The following is a 22,604-nucleotide window of genomic DNA, read 5'->3' as shown; positions in this document are numbered from 1 at the left end:
TTAAGTTAAGGGAAAGAGAAGTTAAGATTGGACAAAAAATTTGAAGTGATTGATAATTATGGTAAATACTAGGGTGAATTTTTAAGAAAAGGGAGTCTGAAAAGTGCAAGTTATTTAAAAAAGTAATAATTGCAGGTTATTTTGCAAAGAATGTACTAATACAATGATACTGAAAAGATATCTTGAATTTAAAACACATGTTTTCTAGCTCTTTTCTGGTAGTTGAGTGAACGAATATCAGATATCTTATGACGATTAACTCTTCTCCCTTTTCTCACCACTAAAGTGTTCATCAAAAATAACTGTGATAGTCGATACATAATGCAGTCTATGTCTGACTCTGTAGAAAAAATATCAAAGGATAAGTTTTTAATCGCATTAAATGAGACAGATTTATTGATGCTTTTTTTTTAGTTTACTATTCTGTGAGCTCAATGTCTCTTCATCATCTTCTATCATGATACTTTCTATAGTATTTTCTAAAATGAATGATAAATTTCCATTATGGTATTACCAACCAAAAGTTGTAATACCAAAATCCATTACTGACGGAACAAATAAGAAACATTACAAACTCGTTTAATAGTAGTACTGGAAATATTGACAATAAAATTACACAAAACATCTTCAAGTAAACCTATGGTATCGTAGATACTATTGCGTAAAGTATTGTATTTGATATATTGCCACAACCTTTCAACAGGATTCAGTTCCGGTGAATAAGGAGGCAAGTATATGATGGTAATGTTTTCCTGAATTTTCAAACTTTTTGATCTATGCCAACTTGCACAATCCATTACAAGAAAGGCTTCTTTCGTGCCTAAATCTTTCGACATCTGCTCCAGAAATATATTCATACAATCAGTGTTTACATATGGAGCAAGTAGGCTGATTTTCTTACCACTTCTTGGATTTACCGCACTTTAGATATAGAAATTTTGTCTACCAATTTTCATTTTAACCTGCGTTCTGAACCCTTTTTTAAACCATCCGTGTCCGATTTTTGAATGAGTCCCAAATCGTGATTCATCAAAAAAAACACCTCCCTTTTAGGGTGGAAATTGACTATTTTATTGAAGTATCTTTTAAACTCTTCTTGCTTGTTTTTATCTTGTTTATGGTCCATTGGCCTCGGTGTTATGTAAGAAAATTTCATCCTTTGTATCTCACGGTGCACTGTTGATTTGCTGATGTTTAGGGCAAATTCCTCTGAGATTTTTATTTGTACTTCCTTAATAGTAATATTTGGATTTCTTTCTACCCATATTTCAATTTGCTCACGTTGATTTTTGTTTAATTTGCTTTTTCTTCTCCGCTGAAACGGGGCAAATAATTTTTCTACTCTACCAAATTTTAGATGCTTTATCCATTCAGTCAAAGCAGTCCTTGAAATTTTACATATTCTTGCCACAGCGCTTATACTACTTTCTTTTCCTGCTATCACCGCTTGTAACTTTTTTGAAACATATGCGTTATTTCTTACCTTTTTTAACATTTCTTTCGCTAAATTTACAACTCTTTCGTCTAATAGTTTTGACCTTAATGCCATTTATACCTCGCTATTTCACTTACTCTATAGTATTTTCTAAAATGAATGGATAAATTTCCATTATGGTATTACCAACCAAAAGTTGTAAGTCTGTACATTTATACATTAGAGGTCTGAGGCGGCTTTTGATGGTATGCCAACAGTGTTCTATGGGATTCAAATCTGGTGAATATGTTGGAAGATACAGCACATGAAAGCCAAAAGACTCTATTAATGATTTTGTTTTAGTGGTCTTATGAAATGTAGCATTATCCATAACTATGGTTGTGCCAAGTGGCAATTTAGGTAATAACATCTTCTCCAACAATATATTGAATACCTCTTTTTCACACCCACCTTTGAAAGTCATTGGTGCAATAAATCTCATTCCAATCCACCCGGCTACTATACTGATTCTCTCTCGAGTTCTCCCTGGAATATCTGCATAAATTTTCTTTCCTCTTGGAGCACGTCCATATTCTCGGTATAACTTATTATCAACTCCTGCTTCATCTATATATAAGATGCTGGAATGTTCTATTTTTGAGATTTTATCAATAAATTGCTGCCTATCTTCTTGATTGCGCTCTTGATATAGTGTGACTTTTTTTTAAAGTAATTTTTAGCTGTTTTAGTCTATACCAAATTGAATTTATTCCAAATCCAAGATTTTGTTTCATCTCTGCCAGAGTATGATCTGGATTCTTTGTAACATATTCTTCGAGTATTTTTGGGTCTATTTTTCGAATAAAGCTACCGTTTTTAGATGGCTTTAAGCTTTCACCAGCAGCTTTCTTTTTTAACCAGCGGTACAGAGTTGCTATTCCTATCTCCATGAGCTCTGCTATCTCAACCTTTGTCTTCCCTTTTTCTATCATCAATACTGCCTTTTCCCTTAAATCCACACTATATGCCATTATAACTCAAATACTTTGTTATACCTTTATCATTTGCTTTGGGAAATACTATATATGCCATTATAACTCAAATACTTTATTATACCTTTATCATTTACTTTAGGAAATACTATAGTTCCTCAAGCGGTGCTGAAGGTTGTACTTTTTCATAATTGTCAGAAGGAAAATTGTCTAATTCTTTATTATTAGTTGCCTTATCCATACATTTTATTGGTTGCTCTATATAGTCTTGTATTTCTTTTGTAAAACTATGATTTAGATAACAACTTGTTAAGTAAGCTACACCTGCTACTGTTAGTGCTAATGCTGCAAAAACTAAAGGTGAAGCTCCTATACACCTAAAAACCTTTACTTTATACATACTCATATGAGCAGGTGGATCAATGGTTGTTGCTAAAAAAATAAAAAAAACCAAGTGAAAAAAATATTAATACGCAAATTCCACCCAATGAACAAGATCCTAACGCTACTTCTTTTAATGATTCTTCGTTTTTCTTTTTACTATTAAGGCTTCGATACATTTTATTAACGTTAGTATTGCTAATATAATCTTCTAGTTCTTTTAAAATTTTAGTCTTTCACTCTTCAATCTCATTATCTATTGACGAATAGTATTTTTTATACCGCTGATTCAATTGAACGTCTAATAATGATTTACCACCATTTAGAAGATTTAAAATGTCTTTTTTTTGCATAACTCAATCTCCTGAGAAATTTTAGAATCGTTTTGTTCTTTTATATCTTGATCCATTTTAGCCTGTAGTTTTTGACCAAAATCTTTAAATACAGTTCTGCAAGAAAGGTATTTTAATATAATAGGTAAAGCCAGCTCATTTCCCTTACTAAGCAAAGATAAAAGCTTCAAAGCGAAAGAATTAAGGTACTGCTTCTCTTGGTAGAATTAAGGTGAAATCTTCCCATCCTTGGCAAACTAATTTTATTGAAGAATCTTTAAACCCTTTTGTACCAAATTTTAATGAAGCAAAAAATTCTTCTAATTCTTCAAAAGGACAACTATTTTTCTCTAATTTTACTTTTATAATATTGCTTGATATTGTAACTCCACTAACCGTTTTATAAATGTAGCTTAACACTATTTTAATAATTTATCAAGAAAGTTTAATTATTAATTATAATATTTAATAAAATAAATAGACTCTTTTACATTTCATCTGCAAGAATCTTTTCCTTAGTTTGTAAATAAAGATTTTCTGAATCTAATTGCCGCAGGTTACGTTTAGTAATATAATCTCATATTAAATAAAACTTTACCTAAGTTTATGCCAGACTCTACGTTAGTTTTAACAACTATTCTTATATTCTTCATCTTTACGTTGTCACTTTTTTTTATAAAAAGGATATTTGGATCAACGAACAAGAAGATAATAAAATCCTTCAGAAAAATTGCTCAGCAGATTAATGCGCTAGAGCCAGAAATGCAGAGCTTATCTGATGAGGAGCTTGCTGGTAAAACCGCGAAATTTAAACGAGAACTGAAAAACGGAAAAACACTCAATGACCTTCTTGTACCTGCATTTGCGGTTGTACGCGAAGCATCGCGAAGATTCCTTAACATGAGGCATTTCGACGTTCAGCTAATTGGTGGAATGGTGCTCCATAACGGCATGATATCAGAAATGAAAACAGGAGAGGGGAAGACACTTGTTGCAACTTTAGCTGCATACTTAAATTCCTTAGAAGAAAAAGGTGTGCACGTCGTCACTGTTAACGACTATCTTGCAAAACGAGATACAGAGTGGATGAGTAAATTATATAATTCTCTTAGAGTTTCTGTTGCATTTATTACAAATAATTTGAAAGACGACGAGAGAAAAAAGGCTTATAGCGCAGATATAGTATACTCAACAAATAATGAACTTGCCTTTGATTATCTACGAGATAATATGAAATTTTCTCAAGAAGATATGGTTCAGAGAGGCTTCAATTATGCAATAGTAGACGAAGTAGACTCCATACTGATTGATGAAGCGCGTACTCCGCTCATTATTTCTGGACCACTTGAGGAAAATAATCAGATATATAAGCATATCAATAAAATAGTAATCAAATTAGTTGATTCTGACTATGAAGTCGATGAAAAGAGTAGAGCAGTGTTCCTCACTGAAAATGGCATTTCACGAGTGGAGGAATTACTAAGATCGTATAACCTCATTCCTGAAAATTCCTCGATCTATGATACTAGCAATATTATACTGACTCATTATATAGATCAAGCACTTCGTGCACATAAGCTTTTTACTGCTGATAAAGATTATATAGTGAAAAACGGTAAGGTGGTAATTATTGATGAGTTTACTGGGCGCATGATGGAAGGTAGGAGATATTCTGATGGTCTTCACCAGGCACTGGAGGCAAAGGAGAATCTTGAAATTCAGCATGAAAGTCAAACTTTAGCATCAGTCACATTTCAGAACTACTTTCGTATGTACAACAAACTTTCTGGTATGACAGGAACAGCAGCAACAGAGGCAGAGGAGTTTCGTGATATATATAGATTAAATGTAGTAAAAATTCCAACTAATGTGCCTGTTAAGAGAATAGATGTTGATGATGAAATTTATGGCACAGAAAAAGAAAAATTTAATGCTGTATTGAAGTTCATAGAAGAATGCCACAAACGCCTTCAACCAGTGCTTGTTGGCACTGTGAGTATTGAAAATTCTGAAAAACTTTCCGATCTTTTGAAAAGCCATTCTATTAAGCATTCAGTATTGAATGCTCGTTATCATGAACAAGAAGCGTATATAATAGCGCAAGCTGGAATACCAGGCAGCATTACTATAGCAACAAACATGGCAGGACGTGGAACTGATATTCAGCTTGGTGGAAATGTTGAAATGATTGAAAAAATAGAGCTCGAGAAAATAAAAAATGCTGATGAAAGAGAAAAAAAATATCAAGAAATAGTCGAAAGAGTAAAAAAAGATAAGGAAATTGCTATAAAAGCTGGTGGCTTATGTGTTATTGGAACCGAAAGGCATGAAAGCAGGAGAATAGATGATCAACTGCGTGGCCGTTCTGGCCGTCAAGGTGACCCTGGACTTTCTAAGTTCTTTCTATCACTTGAAGATGATTTAATGAGGATATTTGGTTCTGATAGAATGAGGAATTTTTTGCAAAGAGTGGGACTAAAGAACAACGAGGCTATTCATCATCCATGGATTAATAAAGCACTTGAAAAAGCACAGAAGAAAGTTGAAGTTAGAAATTATGATGTGCGGAAGTCTTTGCTAAAGTTTGATGATGTAATCAACAATCAACGTAAAGTTATTTTTAAGCAGAGAAATCATATTTTAAACAATGAAATCAATGATTTAGTTGAAGTATATAGTGAAGTAAATGAGGATATAATAGAAGGTATAGTACAAAGTGGTTATTACGAAGATTATGTTGAAGATATTGCAAAAGAATTCCACATAAGATACGGGATAACGCTTAATCTAGAAGAGTTTTTGAATAAACAAGAAGCCTTGGATTATATAAATGACAAGATACAAGAATTTTTTACTGAGAAAGAAAAATATTTCAATAGTCAACAAACTACAGATTTGTGGAATACGATAGTGAAACAAGTGATGATCATGACACTTGATCATTTATGGAGGGAGCACCTTTCGGTCTTAGAGAGCCTAAGACAAAGCATAAATTTGCGTGCCATGGGGCAAAAAGACCCACTGAATGAATTTAAACGCGAAGCTTTCTTAATGTTTGAGTCGATGCTTGAAAAGTGGGGGGAGCTTACCATTCACCGCCTAGCGCACTTTAAGTTGCTAGACAATCAAGAAATAGGCAATAGGTCACGCTCTACTAAAAATAGCAGACTTCCAAAAGTTTCAAGAAATGACAAGTGCCCTTGTAACTCTGGAAAAAAATACAAACACTGTCACGGTGCAGTTGCCGTAGTGAATTAGTTGTTGCAAGAACATTATATCTGCTATAGCTAACAGAAGTAAGATTTGCCCGAGCACTAAAAAACAAAATCAATAGCCGAATTAATATTGGGCCAAAAGGTTTGTAGAGCCTTTCTTATGTCGTGCTTGATCAGAATCGGATTTAAATCTGGCGAGTATGGAGGCAAGAACAAAATTTTACACCCAATATTTTCTATCAAATTTTTTGTCCTTGCAGATTCTCTCATTGTCGAGAACAATAGTCTGTCCAGGTTTAAATACAGGGACAAGTACATTTTCTACATAAGCATCAAAAATCTCGCTGTTGCAGTAGCCATCAATTATCCATGGTGTATAATGCACCCCATAAACTAGACAAAAAAATGGTTGATCCGAGTAGGAAGGTAAAGGGGTAAAAGAATGGCAACAAAAAAAAATATGAACCAGAGTTAAAAGCAAAGATAGCTTTGGAAGCAATAAAAAATCAAAAAAGCACAGCTGAGATATGTAGTGAATATAAAATACCATCAACAAATCTATATGATTGGCGTGATAGAGTATTGGCAAGGTTAAAAGACCTATTTGTTGAAGAAAGTGAAAGTGCGAGAAAACAAAGAATCTTAGCGCAAGAAATAGAAAGTTTACATAAAGTAATAGGAGAATTGACAGTGGAAAATAGCTATTTGAAAAAAAAATTACTGAAATAAGCAAAAAAGATAGAGTAAGGTTTATAGAAAAGATTCTGATCTGTCAATTAGGAAACATGCTGATTTATTGGGGATTTGCAGATCTAGCCTATATTATAGGCCTATAATTAATAACGAAAGTGAAGTAGCAAATTTGATTCAAGAAGTATATTTGGCTTCTGATTGCCGTTATGGATATCGTAAAATTACTGCTGAAATCATAGCGAGTGGGGTAGTAGTCAATCGCAAAAAAATCTTAAGAATTATGAAAAAATGAAGATTAGTGGGCTGTATTGTAGAAAAGATGTAATACAAGTATTAAAGAAAAAAGCATAAAATATATCCTTATCTACTCAAAGATTTGATTATTTGTAGAGTTAATCAGGTATGGGCTACTGATATAACATATATTATGGTAGAAGGTAAGTTTGTCTATTTTGTGGCAATAATGGACTTGTATAGTCGCTATATTATTGCTCATTCATTATCACCATATCTCGATGCTGGATTTTGCCTTTATACTCTCAAAGAAGCTCTAAAACAAGGTAAACATGAGATTTTTAATAGTGATCAAGGGGTACAGTTTACTTGCTACAACTTTATTACGGAATTAGAGCATGCTAATATTAAAATCAGTATGGACCATAAAGGACGTTGCTTCGACAATATATTTGTTGAGCGCTTATGGAGAACTTTAAAGCAAGAAGCTATATATTATTATAGACCAAATAGTATCAGAGATTTGAATCTTATAATAAATGACTTTGTTGGTTGGTATAACTATAGAAGGCTACATCAGACTCTAAATTATAAAGTTCCTGCTGATCTTTATTATCATAAACAGTAAATGAATATATTGATAAATACTTTAAATGTGTGTCGACGTATTTATCAACATATTCATTTTAAAAATCGGATCACTTTAAAAAAATGGTCTAGACAAATGGGTGCACTATAGTCTTCAGTAAAGCAACCAAATTTCTGAACGCGTTGCTCATCTCCTCCTTCAGGTACACACACATAGTGTACAGCTGAACCAATGTCTATTCCTGCTGCATTAGGATTCACTATTTCTAATTTACTTTTTGCTTTTTTCATGCTAACTCCTACATATAATTTGTTACAGGGAAACGCTTCAGCTTGGAACGGTTGATAGTACCATACGCGTCAAGTTAAGGAACTGTGGTAATAAACTTAGTGTAAGGAAGAGAAAGAAAAGATATAAGTTCTCTTAAATCTAACAAAGAAAACGGAGAACTTATACAATGAAAAGAATAGTTTGCATCTCAAAAAAGCTCAAAGAATTTTTTAATGAAAAAGCAGATAAAATCTCAGCTACAACAGGGTTCATAAAAAGAAAGAGGAAGCTAAAAGGCTCGTAGTTCATAAAAGCCATCGTTTTGGGTAATATAGGGGTTGATAATTGTAGTATAGAGACAGTGTGTCAATTATTGAATGAAGACTCGATAAATATAACAAAACAAGGTCTGGACTTTAGATTTACCAAGGAAGCAGTGGAATTTATGAAAAGAATGTATAATGAATCTTTAACGTTACTTAAAAATACCTTACAAGTTGATTGCAGAATCTTGAAGCACTTTGGAGGTGTTAAATTATTAGACAGCAGCTACATTAGATTACCTAACAGTATGGAAGACATGTATAAAGGTTATGGTACCAGCTACAGTGGTTATGAAAGCAATACTAAGTCTGGAATAAAGTTACAATTAGTTTTTGACTACCTAAACCAGACATTAGACCAGCTTAATATAACTGAAGGAATAAGGTCAGATCAGGGTTATAGAAGCCATTTAAGCAATATATCGAACAACGATTTACTAATATCTGATTTGGGTTATTTTGTGCCAAGTTCTTTTAAACACATCAATGAAATAGGAGCTTATTTCATAAGTCGTTATAAATCCGATACTAACATATATGATATAGAGACAGGTCAAAAATAGATTTACTAGAACATTTGGGAGATCGATCTTTTCTAGAACAGGAGGTATTGTTAGGAAAAGAGACAAGGGTTAAAGTAAGAATTATATTTAAAAAACTAACTGAAGAACAAGCTGTGGCTAGAAGAAGAAAGGCTAATAGGTTAGCAAGATCACATGGATACACATCTTCTCAAAGGAACCAAAAGTTACTAAATTGGTCAATATTTATAACTAATGTTCCAAAAAGTAAGATTAATGCTGAGCAAATACTAGTAGTTTACCGAATAAGATGGCAAATTGAATTATTGTTCAAATTATATAAGAGTAATATAAGGATTGATAAGCTGAGAGGAAAGCCATACAGAGTATTATGTGAGCTATATGCCAAATTGTGTGCAATTCTTATATTTCATGGAATAGTGGGTTGCACAGAACTGAAAAAAAATACGGAGCTTAGCTTAACAAAGGCATTTATTGAGCTAAAAAGACGGGTTAGAGAGTTATTTTTAGCACTAAATAATAAAATTAAAGGCTTAAATATTTTTCTCAAAAAGCTTACCATAACTTGGTCGCAGTTTTCATTAAAAGACAAGTGCAGAAAAACTAGGGTATCCACCTTAACTTCTCTAAATTTGCTCACAATCTCTTAACTCGACGCGTATGGTTGACAGTACAATCTCCTAACCTAGGTAGTCTAAATGACTCCATCAATGATTTGACCGTTCCTTCCAACACCATGCTTGCATACGGGCACTTAGGCACCATTGAAAATGTCGATCATAACTGCAGAGGCGCTCCCTCTACAACTATACTTGAAAATTACTAAAAACTTAAATCTGTGTGTTTCTTTCTGATTTGACAGATTTTGTCTGTTCGATGATTGTATCCAAATCCCTATGTGCATTTTCGATTAACTTATTCATTTCATATTCTAGAAATTTGCTTGATTCTTCACTTTGTTCAGTGAGAAAATCACCTATTTTGCTTGTGATCTCAGGTTTGATAAGGCTTTCAATCTTTTCTTCAGTATATTTTTTTACTTCTTCTTCTACCTGAGTTTTTATTTCTGGCTTTAGCAAATCTGCAACTTCTGGTCCTACTTTTTTCACTGCTTTTTCAGCATTTGCTTCTACTGATACCAATTCCCGCTATAGAAAGAACAGATAGAGAATAATGGGGAAAAAGTCATACTAGAGTAAGTGAAATAGCGAGGTATAAATGGCATTAAGGTCAAAACTATTAGACGAAAGAGTTGTAAATTTAGCGAAAGAAATGTTAAAAAAGGTAAGAAATAACGCATATGTTTCAAAAAAGTTACAAGCGGTGATAGCAGGAAAAGAAAGTAGTATAAGCGCTGTGGCAAGAATATGTAAAATTTCAAGGACTGCTTTGACTGAATGGATAAAGCATCTAAAATTTGGTAGAGTAGAAAAATTATTTGCCCCGTTTCAGCGGAGAAGAAAAAGCAAATTAAACAAAAATCAACGTGAGCAAATTGAAATATGGGTAGAAAGAAATCCAAATATTACTATTAAGGAAGTACAAATAAAAATCTCAGAGGAATTTGCCCTAAACATCAGCAAATCAACAGTGCACCGTGAGATACAAAGGATGAAATTTTCTTACATAACACCGAGGCCAATGCACCATAAACAAGATAAAAACAAGCAAGAAGAGTTTAAAAGGTACTTCAATAAAATAGTCAATTTCCACCCTAAAAGGGAGGTGTTTTTTTTGATGAATCACGATTTGGGACTCATTCAAAAATCGGACACGGATGGTTTAAAAAAGGGTTCAGAACGCAGGTTAAAATGAAAATTGGTAGACAAAATTTCTATATCTAAAGTGCGGTAAATCCAAGAAGTGGTAAGAAAATCAGCCTACTTGCTCCATATGTAAACACTGATTGTATGAATATATTTCTGGAGCAGATGTCGAAAGATTTAGGCACGAAAGAAGCCTTTCTTGTAATGGATTGTGCAAGTTGGCATAGATCAAAAAGTTTGAAAATTCAGGAAAACATTACCATCATATACTTGCCTCCTTATTCACCGGAACTGAATCCTGTTGAAAGGTTGTGGCAATATATCAAATACAATACTTTACGCAATAGTATCTACGATACCATAGGTTTACTTGAAGATGTTTTGTGTAATTTTATTGTCAATATTTCCAGTACTACTATTAAACGAGTTTGTAATGTTTCTTATTTGTTCCGTCAGTAATGGATTTTGGTATGACTTTACTGTCTTATCAATGGACTTCAATATATTTTTTTCTACTTCCTGAGCTTTTTGGTTAGCTACTCTGTTAGCTTTATCTTCAGCTAACGTCAGCATTTTTCCTTCAATTTTTTTACTTCATCTTGAGCTGCTTTTCTAGCTTCTAGTTTTAAATCGTTACCCGTTTTAGATATTACTTGTTCTGCTGCTTTTTTTGCTGCTTTATCTATGCCCAACCAGCCTCCTAATGTATCAATCACACCATATGCTAAAGTTTCAGAACTCAATTGACCTTCTGAATTTTTTGGCTGGTTCCTGTGTACTTTCCATACTTTATTCTGTGTGTCGTAACTCGATTGACTTTCCTAATTTTTTGGTAGTGAATTGAACATGTCAAAATGTGATCTTAGATTATAATAGCTTGGTTGATCGTTCGAATTATTACTATATTTTGCCATATAATATACTCCTTAATTTAAAAACTATACTAACATTAATATACAAGTACAAAAATTATATTAATATTAGTATTGCTTTTCAGGGCAGTAGTATAAATTTATAGTAACTTTTGAAAAAATTCATGACTTTACGACAAAGAGCATTATATTGGTATCATGACTGACTTGGAAAAGATGAGAGAAAAACTGCAAAATCAAATTAATTATCATAATATCTTATATTATCAAAAAAGTAAGCCAGAGATAAGTGATGCTGAATATGATGAACTGAAAAAAAAGTTAGCTGTAATAGAGCCAGAAGCTTATGCAACACAAGATAGTGTTGGTGCTACGCCTGATGAGAGATTTTCTAAGGTGGAACATCAAGAACCTATGCTTTCTCTTGAGAATGCTTATGATGAACAAGGTGTAGAAAAATTTTTGTCTAAAATAAAGAGATTTTTAATTGCAGATGAAATAGAGATATTATGTGAGCCAAAAATTGATGGATTGTCATTTTCTGCAATTTATGAAGATGGGAAATTTGTTAAAGCTGCAACTCGAGGTGACGGTTTTGTAGGAGAGGATGTAACTCACAATGTTGCAACAATAAAGGGCTTTCCTAAGTTTTTACAAGATGTGCAAGGAAGACTAGAAGTAAGGGGTGAAATATATATCAGTAACAGCGACTTTTTAAAGTTAAATGAAAATAATGAATTCGCTAATCCTCGAAATGCAGCTGCTGGTTCTTTAAAGCAATTGAATGCGAACATTACAGCAAAAAGGCCTCTTAGATATTTTGCTTATTCTTTAATTGGTGGAATAGAGAAAAGTCAAAGTGAAGTACTAGAAAAACTTGAGAAACTTGGTTTTTGCGTAAATGAGCATCGTTCCTTAACAAGTAGTTTGAATGGAATGCTAAAGTTCTATAACGAGATCTATGATTATCGTTATAACTTGGATTATGATATCGATGGGATAGTCTATAAAGTGAATGATTTGGTGCTACAAAGTCGTCTGGGAAGTACACACAAAGCGCCACGCTCAGCGCTTGCATATAAATTTTCTGCGGTTTATGCAAAGACAAAGTTAAATAAAATATTTATACAGGTGGGTAGAACGGGGGTTTTAACTCCAGTTGCAGATTTGGTACCAGTCAATATTGGCGGAGTGCTAGTTAGCAGAGCAAGTCTACATAACCAAGATGAGATAAAACGTAAAGACATAAGAGAAGGAGATGTTGTAACAATTAAAAGAGCTGGAGATGTAATTCCTCAAATTGTCAAAGTAGATGAAGGTTCTCGTCATGCAAATATGCCTGAATTTGTGTTTCCTGACATATGTCCTGAATGTGGTAGTAAAGTGCAGATTGAAGGAGTTGCAGTAAGATGTCCTAAAGAATTTAATTGCAAGGCTCAAATAGTAGAAAAACTAAAACATTTTGTGTCAAAAGATGCATTTGACATTGTTGGCCTTGGTGAAAAACAAATAAAGTTTTTTTATGACCTGGAACTAATAAGACAAATTCCAGACATTTTTATTTTAGAGGAAAGATTAAAAGAGTTTTCCTTAAAAGAGCATCATGGTTGGGGCGAGAAGTCAATAGCTAATCTATTAAGTGCTATACAAAACAGAAGAGTAATCACTCTAGATAGGTTCATATTTTCTTTGGGTATCAGATTTATCGGCCAAGTTGCAGCAGAATTGCTCGCAAATTATTATGTATCTTATGATAACTGGTATAATTCGATGTCATCAAATGATGTTGAGTTGGTAGGTATAGATGGTATAGGAGAAAAAGTAGCTGAATCTTTAAAATCGTTTTTTTCTCAGGAACGTAACATTAAAATGTTAAATGATCTTACTGCATGTCTGCAAATTCTTCCCGTGAGTTCCAACTCCAGCGATTCTTTTTTGAATAACAAAATTATAGTGTTTACTGGTAAGCTACGTGCTATGAGCAGAGGGGAGGCAAAAGTAAGAGCTAAAGTTTTAGGGGCAAAGATCAGTTCAAGCCTTTCTACTAAAACTGACTATTTAATTGCAGGAGAAGATCCAGGTTCAAAATATAAAAAAGCAATGGAATTGGGTGTGGAAATTTTATATGAAGAACAGTGGAACAAATTGTGCTAAACACAACTTAATCTGACGGGAATGAATTAACTGATAGAAGAATGGGAGTGTTAAATAAACCATACGCGTCAAGTTAAGGAACTGTGGTAATAAACTTAGTGTAAGGAAGAGAAAGAAAAGATATAAGTTCTCTTAAATCTAACAAAGAAAACGGAGAACTTATACAATGAAAAGAATAGTTTGCATCTCAAAAAAGCTCAAAGAATTTTTTAATGAAAAAGCAGATAAAATCTCAGCTACAACAGGGTTCATAAAAAGAAAGAGGAAGCTATAGTATTTTCTAAAATGAATGGATAAATTTCCATTATGGTATTACCAACCAAAAGTTGTAAGTCTGTACATTTATACATTAGAGGTCTGAGGCGGCTTTTGATGGTATGCCAACAGTGTTCTATGGGATTCAAATCTGGTGAATATGTTGGAAGATACAGCACATGAAAGCCAAAAGACTCTATTAATGATTTTGTTTTAGTGGTCTTATGAAATGTAGCATTATCCATAACTATGGTTGTGCCAAGTGGCAATTTAGGTAATAACATCTTCTCCAACAATATATTGAATACCTCTTTTTCACACCCACCTTTGAAAGTCATTGGTGCAATAAATCTCATTCCAATCCACCCGGCTACTATACTGATTCTCTCTCGAGTTCTCCCTGGAATATCTGCATAAATTTTCTTTCCTCTTGGAGCACGTCCATATTCTCGGTATAACTTATTATCAACTCCTGCTTCATCTATATATAAGATGCTGGAATGTTCTATTTTTGAGATTTTATCAATAAATTGCTGCCTATCTTCTTGATTGCGCTCTTGATATAGTGTGACTTTTTTAAAGTAATTTTTAGCTGTTTTAGTCTATACCAAATTGAATTTATTCCAAATCCAAGATTTTGTTTCATCTCTGCCAGAGTATGATCTGGATTCTTTGTAACATATTCTTCGAGTATTTTTGGGTCTATTTTTCGAATAAAGCTACCGTTTTTAGATGGCTTTAAGCTTTCACCAGCAGCTTTCTTTTTTAACCAGCGGTACAGAGTTGCTATTCCTATCTCCATGAGCTCTGCTATCTCAACCTTTTGTCTTCCCTTTTTCTATCATCAATACTGCCTTTTCCCTTAAATCCACACTATATGCCATTATAACTCAAATACTTTGTTATACCTTTATCATTTGCTTTGGGAAATACTATATATGCCATTATAACTCAAATACTTTATTATACCTTTATCATTTACTTTAGGAAATACTATACTTGTATAACAAGAAAGAAAGCACTGGTCTCACATGCATCTAAACGGATACATAACCTTTCATTCACAATTCATCTTTGAATAGCCTAATTTCCTTTAGCTATAAAATACAGCAATCTGATTTTTATACCAAAATCCATTACTGACGGAACAAATAAGAAACATTACAAACTCGTTTAATAGTAGTACTGGAAATATTGACAATAAAATTACACAAAACATCTTCAAGTAAACCTATGGTATCGTAGATACTATTGCGTAAAGTATTGTATTTGATATATTGCCACAACCTTTCAACAGGATTCAGTTCCGGTGAATAAGGAGGCAAGTATATGATGGTAATGTTTTCCTGAATTTTCAAACTTTTTGATCTATGCCAACTTGCACAATCCATTACAAGAAAGGCTTCTTTCGTGCCTAAATCTTTCGACATCTGCTCCAGAAATATATTCATACAATCAGTGTTTACATATGGAGCAAATAGGCTAATTTTCTTACCACTTCTTGGATTTACCGCACTTTAGATATAGAAATTTTGTCTACCAATTTTCATTTTAACCTGCGTTCTGACCCCTTTTTTAAACCATCCGTGTCCGATTTTTGAATGAGTCCCAAATCGTGATTCATCAAAAAAACACCTCCCTTTTAGGGTGGAAATTGACTATTTTATTGAAGTATCTTTTAAACTCTTCTTGCTTGTTTTTATCTTGTTTATGGTGCATTGGCCTCGGTGTTATGTAAGAAAATTTCATCCTTTGTATCTCACGGTGCACTGTTGATTTGCTGATGTTTAGGGCAAATTCCTCTGAGATTTTTATTTGTACTTCCTTAATAGTAATATTTGGATTTCTTTCTACCCATATTTCAATTTGCTCACGTTGATTTTTGTTTAATTTGCTTTTTCTTCTCCGCTGAAACGGGGCAAATAATTTTTCTACTCTACCAAATTTTAGATGCTTTATCCATTCAGTCAAAGCAGTCCTTGAAATTTTACATATTCTTGCCACAGCGCTTATACTACTTTCTTTTCCTGCTATCACCGCTTGTAACTTTTTTGAAACATATGCGTTATTTCTTACCTTTTTTAACATTTCTTTCGCTAAATTTACAACTCTTTCGTCTAATAGTTTTGACCTTAATGCCATTTATACCTCGCTATTTCACTTACTCTAGTATGACTTTTTCCCCATTATTCTCTATCTGTTCTTTCTATAGCGGGAATTGGTATTACCACTTTCAACAAGCTTGGAATAAAAGGCACCAAGTACAGATTTGGACCTTGCAGCAGACATCGCAGCTGTAAAAAGCTTTTTACGGACATTACTTCTACCACCTATAATCCTTCGATAACCAACAGCTTTACCACTTTCCCTAGGATGAGGTGCAACTCCAGCAAGACTTGCTACTTCCCTTCTGTTTAAGCAACCAAGCTCTGGTATTAAACACAGAAAATCTTGTGATAACTTTTTACCTATTCCAGGAACTGTTTTAAGGATTTTTTGATGTTCTTGTAACTCATGGCTTTCATCAATGATTTTTTGTATAGCATTATTGAGTTCATCTATTTGGCCATTAAAGAATTCAATAGTTTTTTGACAACTTTCCCTTATATGGTCGTTTTCAGGTGCTTCCAGTCTACATTTTTCCTGAGTTCTCATTTGCGTGATGTCATCACGACGTTGACAAAGTGCAACCAAGGTTCTCTAATTGCGTACAAGTCAACAATAATTTTCACATAGATCAAAATAGCATATTTCCTCCATAATCCTTGATATAAATTAAAAATAGCATGCTTCCATGGTTCTCTCCGCGGTCTGATATGGCTAGTTTAATTTTAGCCAAGCCGCACTATACTTGTTAGGGCGGAAGTGGATGGCAACATGTTGTTTACGAAGTCTACGCTTCAACCATAGCTCTTGCTTATCCCTTCCATCGGCATTACTATCTTTACTTTCAATAAAATTATTGTCCTATACTCCTTTAGTGTTTATTGATAATAAAATTCTGTTTTATCAACCAACATTCTATGCATAATTAAAGCTAGTTTTCTTGCTAATGCAACTACTGCTTTCTTTACACCCTTCTTTTTTGCAAGCTTTATTCCCCAGCTTTTTAATTTGAATTTTTTCTTGCTAACTGTCAGTATTGTATGCGCAGCTTCATACAACATATTTCTACATTCTACCGGTCCCATCTTTGATATGCTACCATGACGATTAACTTCTCCAGAAGCGTACTGTCTTGGCGTCAATCCCATATAGGCTCCGACTGTATCAGATGTTTCAAACCTATGTGGATTATCAATTGTAGCCTTATACGTCATTGCTACTATAATACCAACTCCTGGTACAGTAGTTAATAATTTGCAATCTTCGTCTTTCTTGCCTTTCTCTGATAATATTTTATCAAGCTTTTTATTGATTCTTCTATTATTTCCAAACTACAAACTAATGCTTCAATTGAATCCTTACTGACTTTATCTAGATCTTTTATTGCTTCTTGCACTTTTAAAGAAAAGATTACAATCTTTGACTTCTTGCCAAGATTTATTCCGTATATCTTCAATAGCCCTCTTATTGTTCCCATAATTTGCTCTCTGCAATACATTAACTGCCTTCTACTTCCGAGCGTTACCTTAACTTGACAAGACTCATCTGATTTTACTAATACCTCTTTATACAGCCCAGCTCTCATCATTTGTGCTATACCCCTTGCATCATTTTTATCGTTTTTATTGATTCTCGCAGACAATGATGCTGCCATATGCCTCGCATCTACACAAATTACTGGTAATTCAAAGCTCCTTAACTCTTTGCACATCGATATTGACAATTGCCCACTTTCTATTCCTATGGATTCGTATTCTCTGCTTTGACTAAGCAGAAACTCAGCTATTGCACTGCTCTCACTTGCAACAATTTCTTCTTTAACAATTTTTCCTTTCTCATCAACGATACTTACAAAAGTTTCTTTGAGTGACAAATCTAATCCGCTATAATATTTCATAAGACTACTCCTACTGTAAAGGTTTAAATTATTTTTGAAGAACAGATTCATTGAACTTGTTACTTCGTGCTAAAATAATGGAGTATGTCTCTCCATCATTCAATCGCAATTACAGTATGTTGATTGTTTTTCAGAAGTAGGTACAAATAGAGAGAGAGTTCTATGGCGTTCAAATCCATATTGAGCAAGAGCCCTTGCATCTGATTTATCGGATTTTGCTAAAGTTCCGTGAGATAAAATAAAACTTTTTACTTTGCGGGTATTAGCTCGATGTACAGTGATATTCTTGTCAATAAGAAAATTCGACAAACCAAGCTCATATTTTCCTGTATTTTCTAAAGTCACTAAAGAATTAGGTAAGATATCTGAGAACTTTTGACACAATTGTTGCCAACCAGAAGTATTATTGTCAAATTCGACAGCATTCTTCTGCTTGTGAACTGCAACAACATTCTTGAATTTTCCGATGTCAATACCAATAAAATTTTGATGAGATCTAACCATGATAACCTCGATAGTTTTATTAATTTAAGATTGTAAACGGGTGCATATATATGTCCCACACAACTATTCAAACGTATCGAGGGATTATAGTGCACCCATTTGTCTAGACCATTTTTTTAAAGTGATCCGATTTTTAAAATGAATATGTTGATAAATACGTCGACACACATTTAAAGTATTTATCAATATATTCATTTACTGTTTATGATAATAAAGATCAGCAGGAACTTTATAATTTAGAGTCTGATGTAGCCTTCTATAGTTATACCAACCAACAAAGTCATTTATTATAAGATTCAAATCTCTGATACTATTTGGTCTATAATAATATATAGCTTCTTGCTTTAAAGTTCTCCATAAGCGCTCAACAAATATATTGTCGAAGCAACGTCCTTTATGGTCCATACTGATTTTAATATTAGCATGCTCTAATTCCGTAATAAAGTTGTAGCAAGTAAACTGTACCCCTTGATCACTATTAAAAATCTCATGTTTACCTTGTTTTAGAGCTTCTTTGAGAGTATAAAGGCAAAATCCAGCATCGAGATATGGTGATAATGAATGAGCAATAATATAGCGACTATACAAGTCCATTATTGCCACAAAATAGACAAACTTACCTTCTACCATAATATATGTTATATCAGTAGCCCATACCTGATTAACTCTACAAATAATCAAATCTTTGAGTAGATAAGGATATATTTTATGCTTTTTTCTTTAATACTTGTATTACATCTTTTCTACAATACAGCCCACTAATCTTCATTTTTCATAATTCTTAAGATTTTTTGCGATTGACTACTACCCCACTCGCTATGATTTCAGCAGTAATTTTACGATATCCATAACGGCAATCAGAAGCCAAATATACTTCTTGAATCAAATTTGCTACTTCACTTTCGTTATTAATTATAGGCCTATAATATAGGCTAGATCTGCAAATCCCCAATAAATCAGCATGTTTCCTAATTGACAGATCAGAATCTTTTTCTATAAACCTTACTCTATCTTTTTGCTTATTTCAGTAATTTTTTTCAAATAGCTATTTTCCACTGTCAATTCTCCTATTACTTTATGTAAACTTTCTATTTCTTGCGCTAAGATTCTTTGTTTTCTCGCACTTTCACTTTCTTCAACAAATAGGTCTTTTAACCTTGCCAATACTCTATCACGCCAATCATATAGATTTGTTGATGGTATTTTATATTCACTACATATCTCAGCTGTGCTTTTTTGATTTTTTATTGCTTCCAAAGCTATCTTTGCTTTTAACTCTGGTTCATATTTTTTTGTTTCCATTCTTTTACCCCTTTACCTTCCTACTCGGATCAACCATTTTTTTGTCTAGTTTATGGGGTGAATTATATACCCTTACTTTATCTTCTGATTCTATTTCAATACCAAAACCCATTTCAAAAAGCTTATCTTTATAAGTTTTAACCATCTCCATTCCAGCTTGGTTTTTAATTTCAACTATTTCAGGAATGAGAAGTTTTTGTCTTTTTATGCTTGTTAAGCACTCGTATATCAACCTCTCATAGGCTGCATGTTGATCTACTATAATCAGCCTATCTCCAGCCTCAGCAATAATGTAAGTATTGTGGACCTGACAACGTGCATATCCTAGAGCTCTACCAAATCAATTTGCTTCCTTTCTAAAACCATCGTTCCCTTTTGGGGTGGAGATTCTCCATATTTAAACGTTTCTGGTAAGCTTTGCCTTCTTTCATCTGGTGAATTGAATTATTTCATTAGACGATTTTCTAAAAGACTTGGTCTCTTTTCATAAAACTCTTTTTGATCTTTTTTCTCTTGACTATCAACCTGCTCTTGGCTTTTACTATCATTAAAAATTATCTCCTCTTCAATACCTTGATCACCCGCTGCAAATCTCGTTGATAGTGTTTTTATTATCCCTCTTCTCACTATTTCATATATTAGCCTTTTATTCTGAAATCTTACTTCCGATTTATTTGGATGCACATTTACATCTACTTGGTCATATGGTACTTCTAAATGCAACAATGCAAAAGGATACCTATTGTTTGGAATAAAATCGTGATACGCATATCTAATTGCACCAATAAGTAGATTATCCTTGATTGGCCTTCCATTAACAAACGTATAAATTTGAGTTGAGTTGCCACGATTGACATTAGGTTTACAGATGTGTCCCTTAAGTTTGATGCCTTCTTCTTCCTCTTTAACTTCCAGTGAATTGTTTTGAAATTCTTCTATTTCACATAATCTGTTGAACAGCGAAGTTTGCTTAACATATTTTAAGAGCTTTTTATTACCGGAAGTGAGAGTAAACCCAATACTATAATTAATCATCGCTAAGTTATTCACAATATCAACAATACTTTGTGTTTCTGCCCTTTCGGTTTTTAGAAATTTTAGTCTATTTGGAGTGGCAAAAAATAAGTCACGAACTTCAATATATGTACCCTGTAGCAAAGAACAAGGGATAACCTCTCCTATTTTTTCTCCTCCTTCATAACTTATAGACCATGCTTCCTTTGCTCCACTTGCCTTAGACGATAAGTTCATTCTACTTACTGCTGCAATTGAATTCTCCCCTAAAGCCAAGATGTTTGACTTCTATTAACTCACTATCGCTTAATTTTGAAGTAGAGTGGCGCATAAACGCAAGTTCCAAATCTTCCTTTTCTATTCCATTTCCATCGTCTGTTACAGTTATAAGATTACGCCCACCACTTTCTATTTTGATCTCTATCTCTGAACTTCCAGCATCTATTGCATTTTCTACTAATTCCTTTTGCTGGCCTTTCTATTACCTCTCCCGCTGCTATACGATTTATAGTTTTTGTGTCTAAAAGAATTATTGCCATATTTTCAACTCTCAGTCTGATGAAGATATAGCTTCAATGTTAATAAAAATCAATCTCTATTAGGCATCTTCACTGATTTCAAAACAGAAATAATTGTAATAAAGATGTATAGAAACCCTATAAAGCTTAAAACGCTAGTCCTTCTGAGTAGATCATTCTCTGACTAACATATTTGAATTTTAGTTGAATATTTCTTCAGAATTGTGTATGATTATTAATGCTTTTTATCTTAATTTCTCATGGCTCTTTCAAAATTTTTAGATCCTAAGCTTGATTTAACATTTAAGAAAATTTTTGGTACTGAAAAAAATAAGAATATCCTTATCCACTTTTTGAATGATATTTTGGGGTTTACTGGAGTCAATGCTATTCAAGATGTTGAGTTCCTCAGCACCATTATGGACCCTGAAATTGCCTCTGATAAGCAGAGTATTGTTGATGTTCTGTGCAGAGATTCCACTGGGGCCAGATACGTGATTGAAATGCAACTCGCTCGTGATAAAGGCTTCGAAAAACGTGCCCAACTTTATGCTGCTAAGGCTTACTCAAGGCAGGCTGATAAAGGTGGTAAGTACATTGATTTAAAGAAGGTTTTCTTTATTGCTATTTCCAATTGTAATTTATTTCCTGATAAGCCTGATTATATATCTAGCCATACCATAAGAGATGAAAAAACTAACGAGCATGACTTAAAAGATTTTCAATTTATCTTCATTGAGCTGCCAAAGTTTCCTAAGAGTAGAGAAGAGCAGCTAGAAAATGTGGTAGATCGTTGGCTATTTTTCTTCAAATATGCAGAAGAAACTACGGATGAAGATTTAAGAAAAATAGCAGAAAAGTCACCAATAATAAAGCTAGCATATGACGAGTTAGATAAGTTTCATTGGAATGAGAAAGATCTTGTAGCTTATGAAGAAAGGGTAATGGATTTACAAAAAGAAGCTGCTATCTTGGAACAAAAACTCGATGATGCCACTCAAAAAGGTAGACAAGAAGGTAGACAAGAAGGCATCCAAATAGGCCATGAAAAAGGCAAAGCAGAAGGCGAAAAACAGGCTAAAATTGCTGTGGCAAAAAACTCACTTAAGGCCGGTGTATCTATTGATGTTATTGCTGAAATAACCGGACTTTCTTTAGATGATATTAAGAAATTAATTTAACCTTATTCTTAGTCAAATGACCTTGGACTGAAGCATTACTTAAATAACTT

Annotated in this window: 14 protein-coding genes and 11 pseudogenes; 6 read left to right on the top strand and 19 right to left on the bottom strand. The window is 33.3% G+C overall.

All coding sequences use genetic code 11. The annotated features are described in order from the left end of the window. Positions 1-188 precede the first annotated feature (188 nt). The 7 genes and pseudogenes from M3L71_RS03875 to M3L71_RS03845 form a co-directional block, all read right to left on the bottom strand. Positions 189-471, bottom strand: a pseudogene (locus tag M3L71_RS03875) (IS4-like element ISWpi18 family transposase); the annotation flags it as partial. A 71-nt stretch (positions 472-542) separates the two neighbouring features. Next, positions 543-1,549 (bottom strand): annotated as a pseudogene (locus tag M3L71_RS03870) (IS630 family transposase). Between the two features lie 19 nt (positions 1,550-1,568). After that, positions 1,569-2,069, bottom strand: coding sequence for an IS630 family transposase (locus M3L71_RS03865; RefSeq protein ID WP_280144089.1), 501 nt, complete (start codon positions 2,067-2,069; stop codon positions 1,569-1,571). Positions 2,070-2,097: 28 nt separating this feature from the next. Continuing rightward, positions 2,098-2,445, bottom strand: coding sequence for a transposase (locus M3L71_RS03860; protein ID WP_264336399.1), 348 nt, complete (start codon positions 2,443-2,445; stop codon positions 2,098-2,100). 109 nt (positions 2,446-2,554) lie between these two features. After that, on the bottom strand, positions 2,555-2,806 hold the full coding sequence (locus M3L71_RS03855) for a hypothetical protein (RefSeq protein ID WP_280144041.1): 252 nt from the start codon (positions 2,804-2,806) through the stop codon (positions 2,555-2,557). 312 nt (positions 2,807-3,118) lie between these two features. Continuing rightward, positions 3,119-3,310 carry a hypothetical protein gene (locus M3L71_RS03850; RefSeq protein ID WP_280144040.1) on the bottom strand — a complete coding sequence of 64 codons (192 nt, stop codon included), beginning with the start codon at positions 3,308-3,310 and terminating at the stop codon, positions 3,119-3,121. Between the two features lie 10 nt (positions 3,311-3,320). Next, positions 3,321-3,539 (bottom strand): hypothetical protein, encoded by a 219-nt coding sequence (locus M3L71_RS03845; protein WP_264377982.1) that lies wholly within the window; start codon positions 3,537-3,539, stop codon positions 3,321-3,323. Between the two features lie 186 nt (positions 3,540-3,725). Between M3L71_RS03845 and secA the strand changes: the two genes are divergently transcribed. Next, positions 3,726-6,377 (top strand): preprotein translocase subunit SecA, encoded by a 2,652-nt coding sequence (secA, locus tag M3L71_RS03840; protein ID WP_280144039.1) that lies wholly within the window; start codon positions 3,726-3,728, stop codon positions 6,375-6,377. A 440-nt stretch (positions 6,378-6,817) separates the two neighbouring features. After that, positions 6,818-7,889 (top strand): annotated as a pseudogene (locus M3L71_RS03835) (IS3 family transposase). 110 nt (positions 7,890-7,999) lie between these two features. Here the strand turns inward: M3L71_RS03835 and M3L71_RS03830 are convergent. Then, positions 8,000-8,140 (bottom strand): annotated as a pseudogene (locus M3L71_RS03830) (IS110 family transposase); the annotation flags it as partial. Positions 8,141-8,307: 167 nt separating this feature from the next. On the opposite strand from M3L71_RS03830, the pseudogene M3L71_RS03825 reads away from it, so the two are divergent. Then, positions 8,308-9,635 (top strand): annotated as a pseudogene (locus tag M3L71_RS03825) (IS4 family transposase). A gap of 180 nt (positions 9,636-9,815) precedes the next feature. Here the strand turns inward: M3L71_RS03825 and M3L71_RS03820 are convergent. Continuing rightward, entirely contained in the window at positions 9,816-10,127 is a 312-nt protein-coding gene (locus M3L71_RS03820; protein ID WP_280144038.1) for a hypothetical protein, read from the bottom strand. 76 nt (positions 10,128-10,203) lie between these two features. Here M3L71_RS03820 and M3L71_RS03815 point away from each other — a divergent pair. Continuing rightward, positions 10,204-11,210, top strand: a pseudogene (locus tag M3L71_RS03815) (IS630 family transposase). Between the two features lie 107 nt (positions 11,211-11,317). Here the strand turns inward: M3L71_RS03815 and M3L71_RS03810 are convergent. After that, a complete protein-coding gene (locus M3L71_RS03810) occupies positions 11,318-11,494 on the bottom strand; it encodes a hypothetical protein (protein WP_280144037.1) in 177 nt (58 codons plus the stop codon). Positions 11,495-11,821: 327 nt separating this feature from the next. On the opposite strand from M3L71_RS03810, the gene ligA reads away from it, so the two are divergent. Then, entirely contained in the window at positions 11,822-13,777 is a 1,956-nt protein-coding gene (gene ligA, locus M3L71_RS03805; protein ID WP_280144036.1) for an NAD-dependent DNA ligase LigA, read from the top strand. A 248-nt stretch (positions 13,778-14,025) separates the two neighbouring features. Here ligA and M3L71_RS03800 read toward each other — a convergent pair whose 3' ends face one another. The 9 genes and pseudogenes from M3L71_RS03800 to mutL all read right to left on the bottom strand — a co-directional run. Further along, entirely contained in the window at positions 14,026-14,541 is a 516-nt protein-coding gene (locus tag M3L71_RS03800; RefSeq protein ID WP_280144123.1) for an IS630 family transposase, read from the bottom strand. Further along, positions 14,538-14,834 (bottom strand): IS630 transposase-related protein, encoded by a 297-nt coding sequence (locus tag M3L71_RS03795; RefSeq protein WP_280144009.1) that lies wholly within the window; start codon positions 14,832-14,834, stop codon positions 14,538-14,540. The genes M3L71_RS03800 and M3L71_RS03795 overlap by 4 nt, the downstream gene beginning before the upstream one ends. Before the next feature lie 334 nt (positions 14,835-15,168). After that, a pseudogene (locus M3L71_RS03790) lies at positions 15,169-16,174 on the bottom strand (IS630 family transposase). Positions 16,175-16,258: 84 nt separating this feature from the next. Then, positions 16,259-16,729, bottom strand: a pseudogene (locus tag M3L71_RS03785) (transposase); the annotation flags it as partial. A 287-nt stretch (positions 16,730-17,016) separates the two neighbouring features. Then, entirely contained in the window at positions 17,017-17,352 is a 336-nt protein-coding gene (locus M3L71_RS03780) for a transposase (protein ID WP_280143215.1), read from the bottom strand. Positions 17,353-17,384: 32 nt separating this feature from the next. Continuing rightward, on the bottom strand, positions 17,385-18,035 hold the full coding sequence (locus M3L71_RS03775; RefSeq protein WP_280143314.1) for an IS110 family transposase: 651 nt from the start codon (positions 18,033-18,035) through the stop codon (positions 17,385-17,387). A 117-nt stretch (positions 18,036-18,152) separates the two neighbouring features. Next, positions 18,153-18,539 (bottom strand): annotated as a pseudogene (locus M3L71_RS03770) (IS110 family transposase); the annotation flags it as partial. Positions 18,540-18,734: 195 nt separating this feature from the next. Continuing rightward, positions 18,735-19,841 (bottom strand): annotated as a pseudogene (locus tag M3L71_RS03765) (IS3 family transposase). 73 nt (positions 19,842-19,914) lie between these two features. After that, positions 19,915-21,394: pseudogene (gene mutL, locus M3L71_RS03760) on the bottom strand (DNA mismatch repair endonuclease MutL); the annotation flags it as partial. Between the two features lie 239 nt (positions 21,395-21,633). Between mutL and M3L71_RS03755 the strand changes: the two are divergent. After that, positions 21,634-22,554 carry an Rpn family recombination-promoting nuclease/putative transposase gene (locus M3L71_RS03755; protein WP_280144035.1) on the top strand — a complete coding sequence of 307 codons (921 nt, stop codon included), beginning with the start codon at positions 21,634-21,636 and terminating at the stop codon, positions 22,552-22,554. Positions 22,555-22,604: the final 50 nt, after the last annotated feature.

The sequence above is a fragment of the Wolbachia endosymbiont of Frankliniella intonsa genome (assembly GCF_029856955.1).
Classification (GTDB): domain Bacteria; phylum Pseudomonadota; class Alphaproteobacteria; order Rickettsiales; family Anaplasmataceae; genus Wolbachia.
The sequence above is the reverse complement of the archived record's forward strand: the minus strand, read 5'-3'. Positions and strand labels throughout refer to the sequence as shown.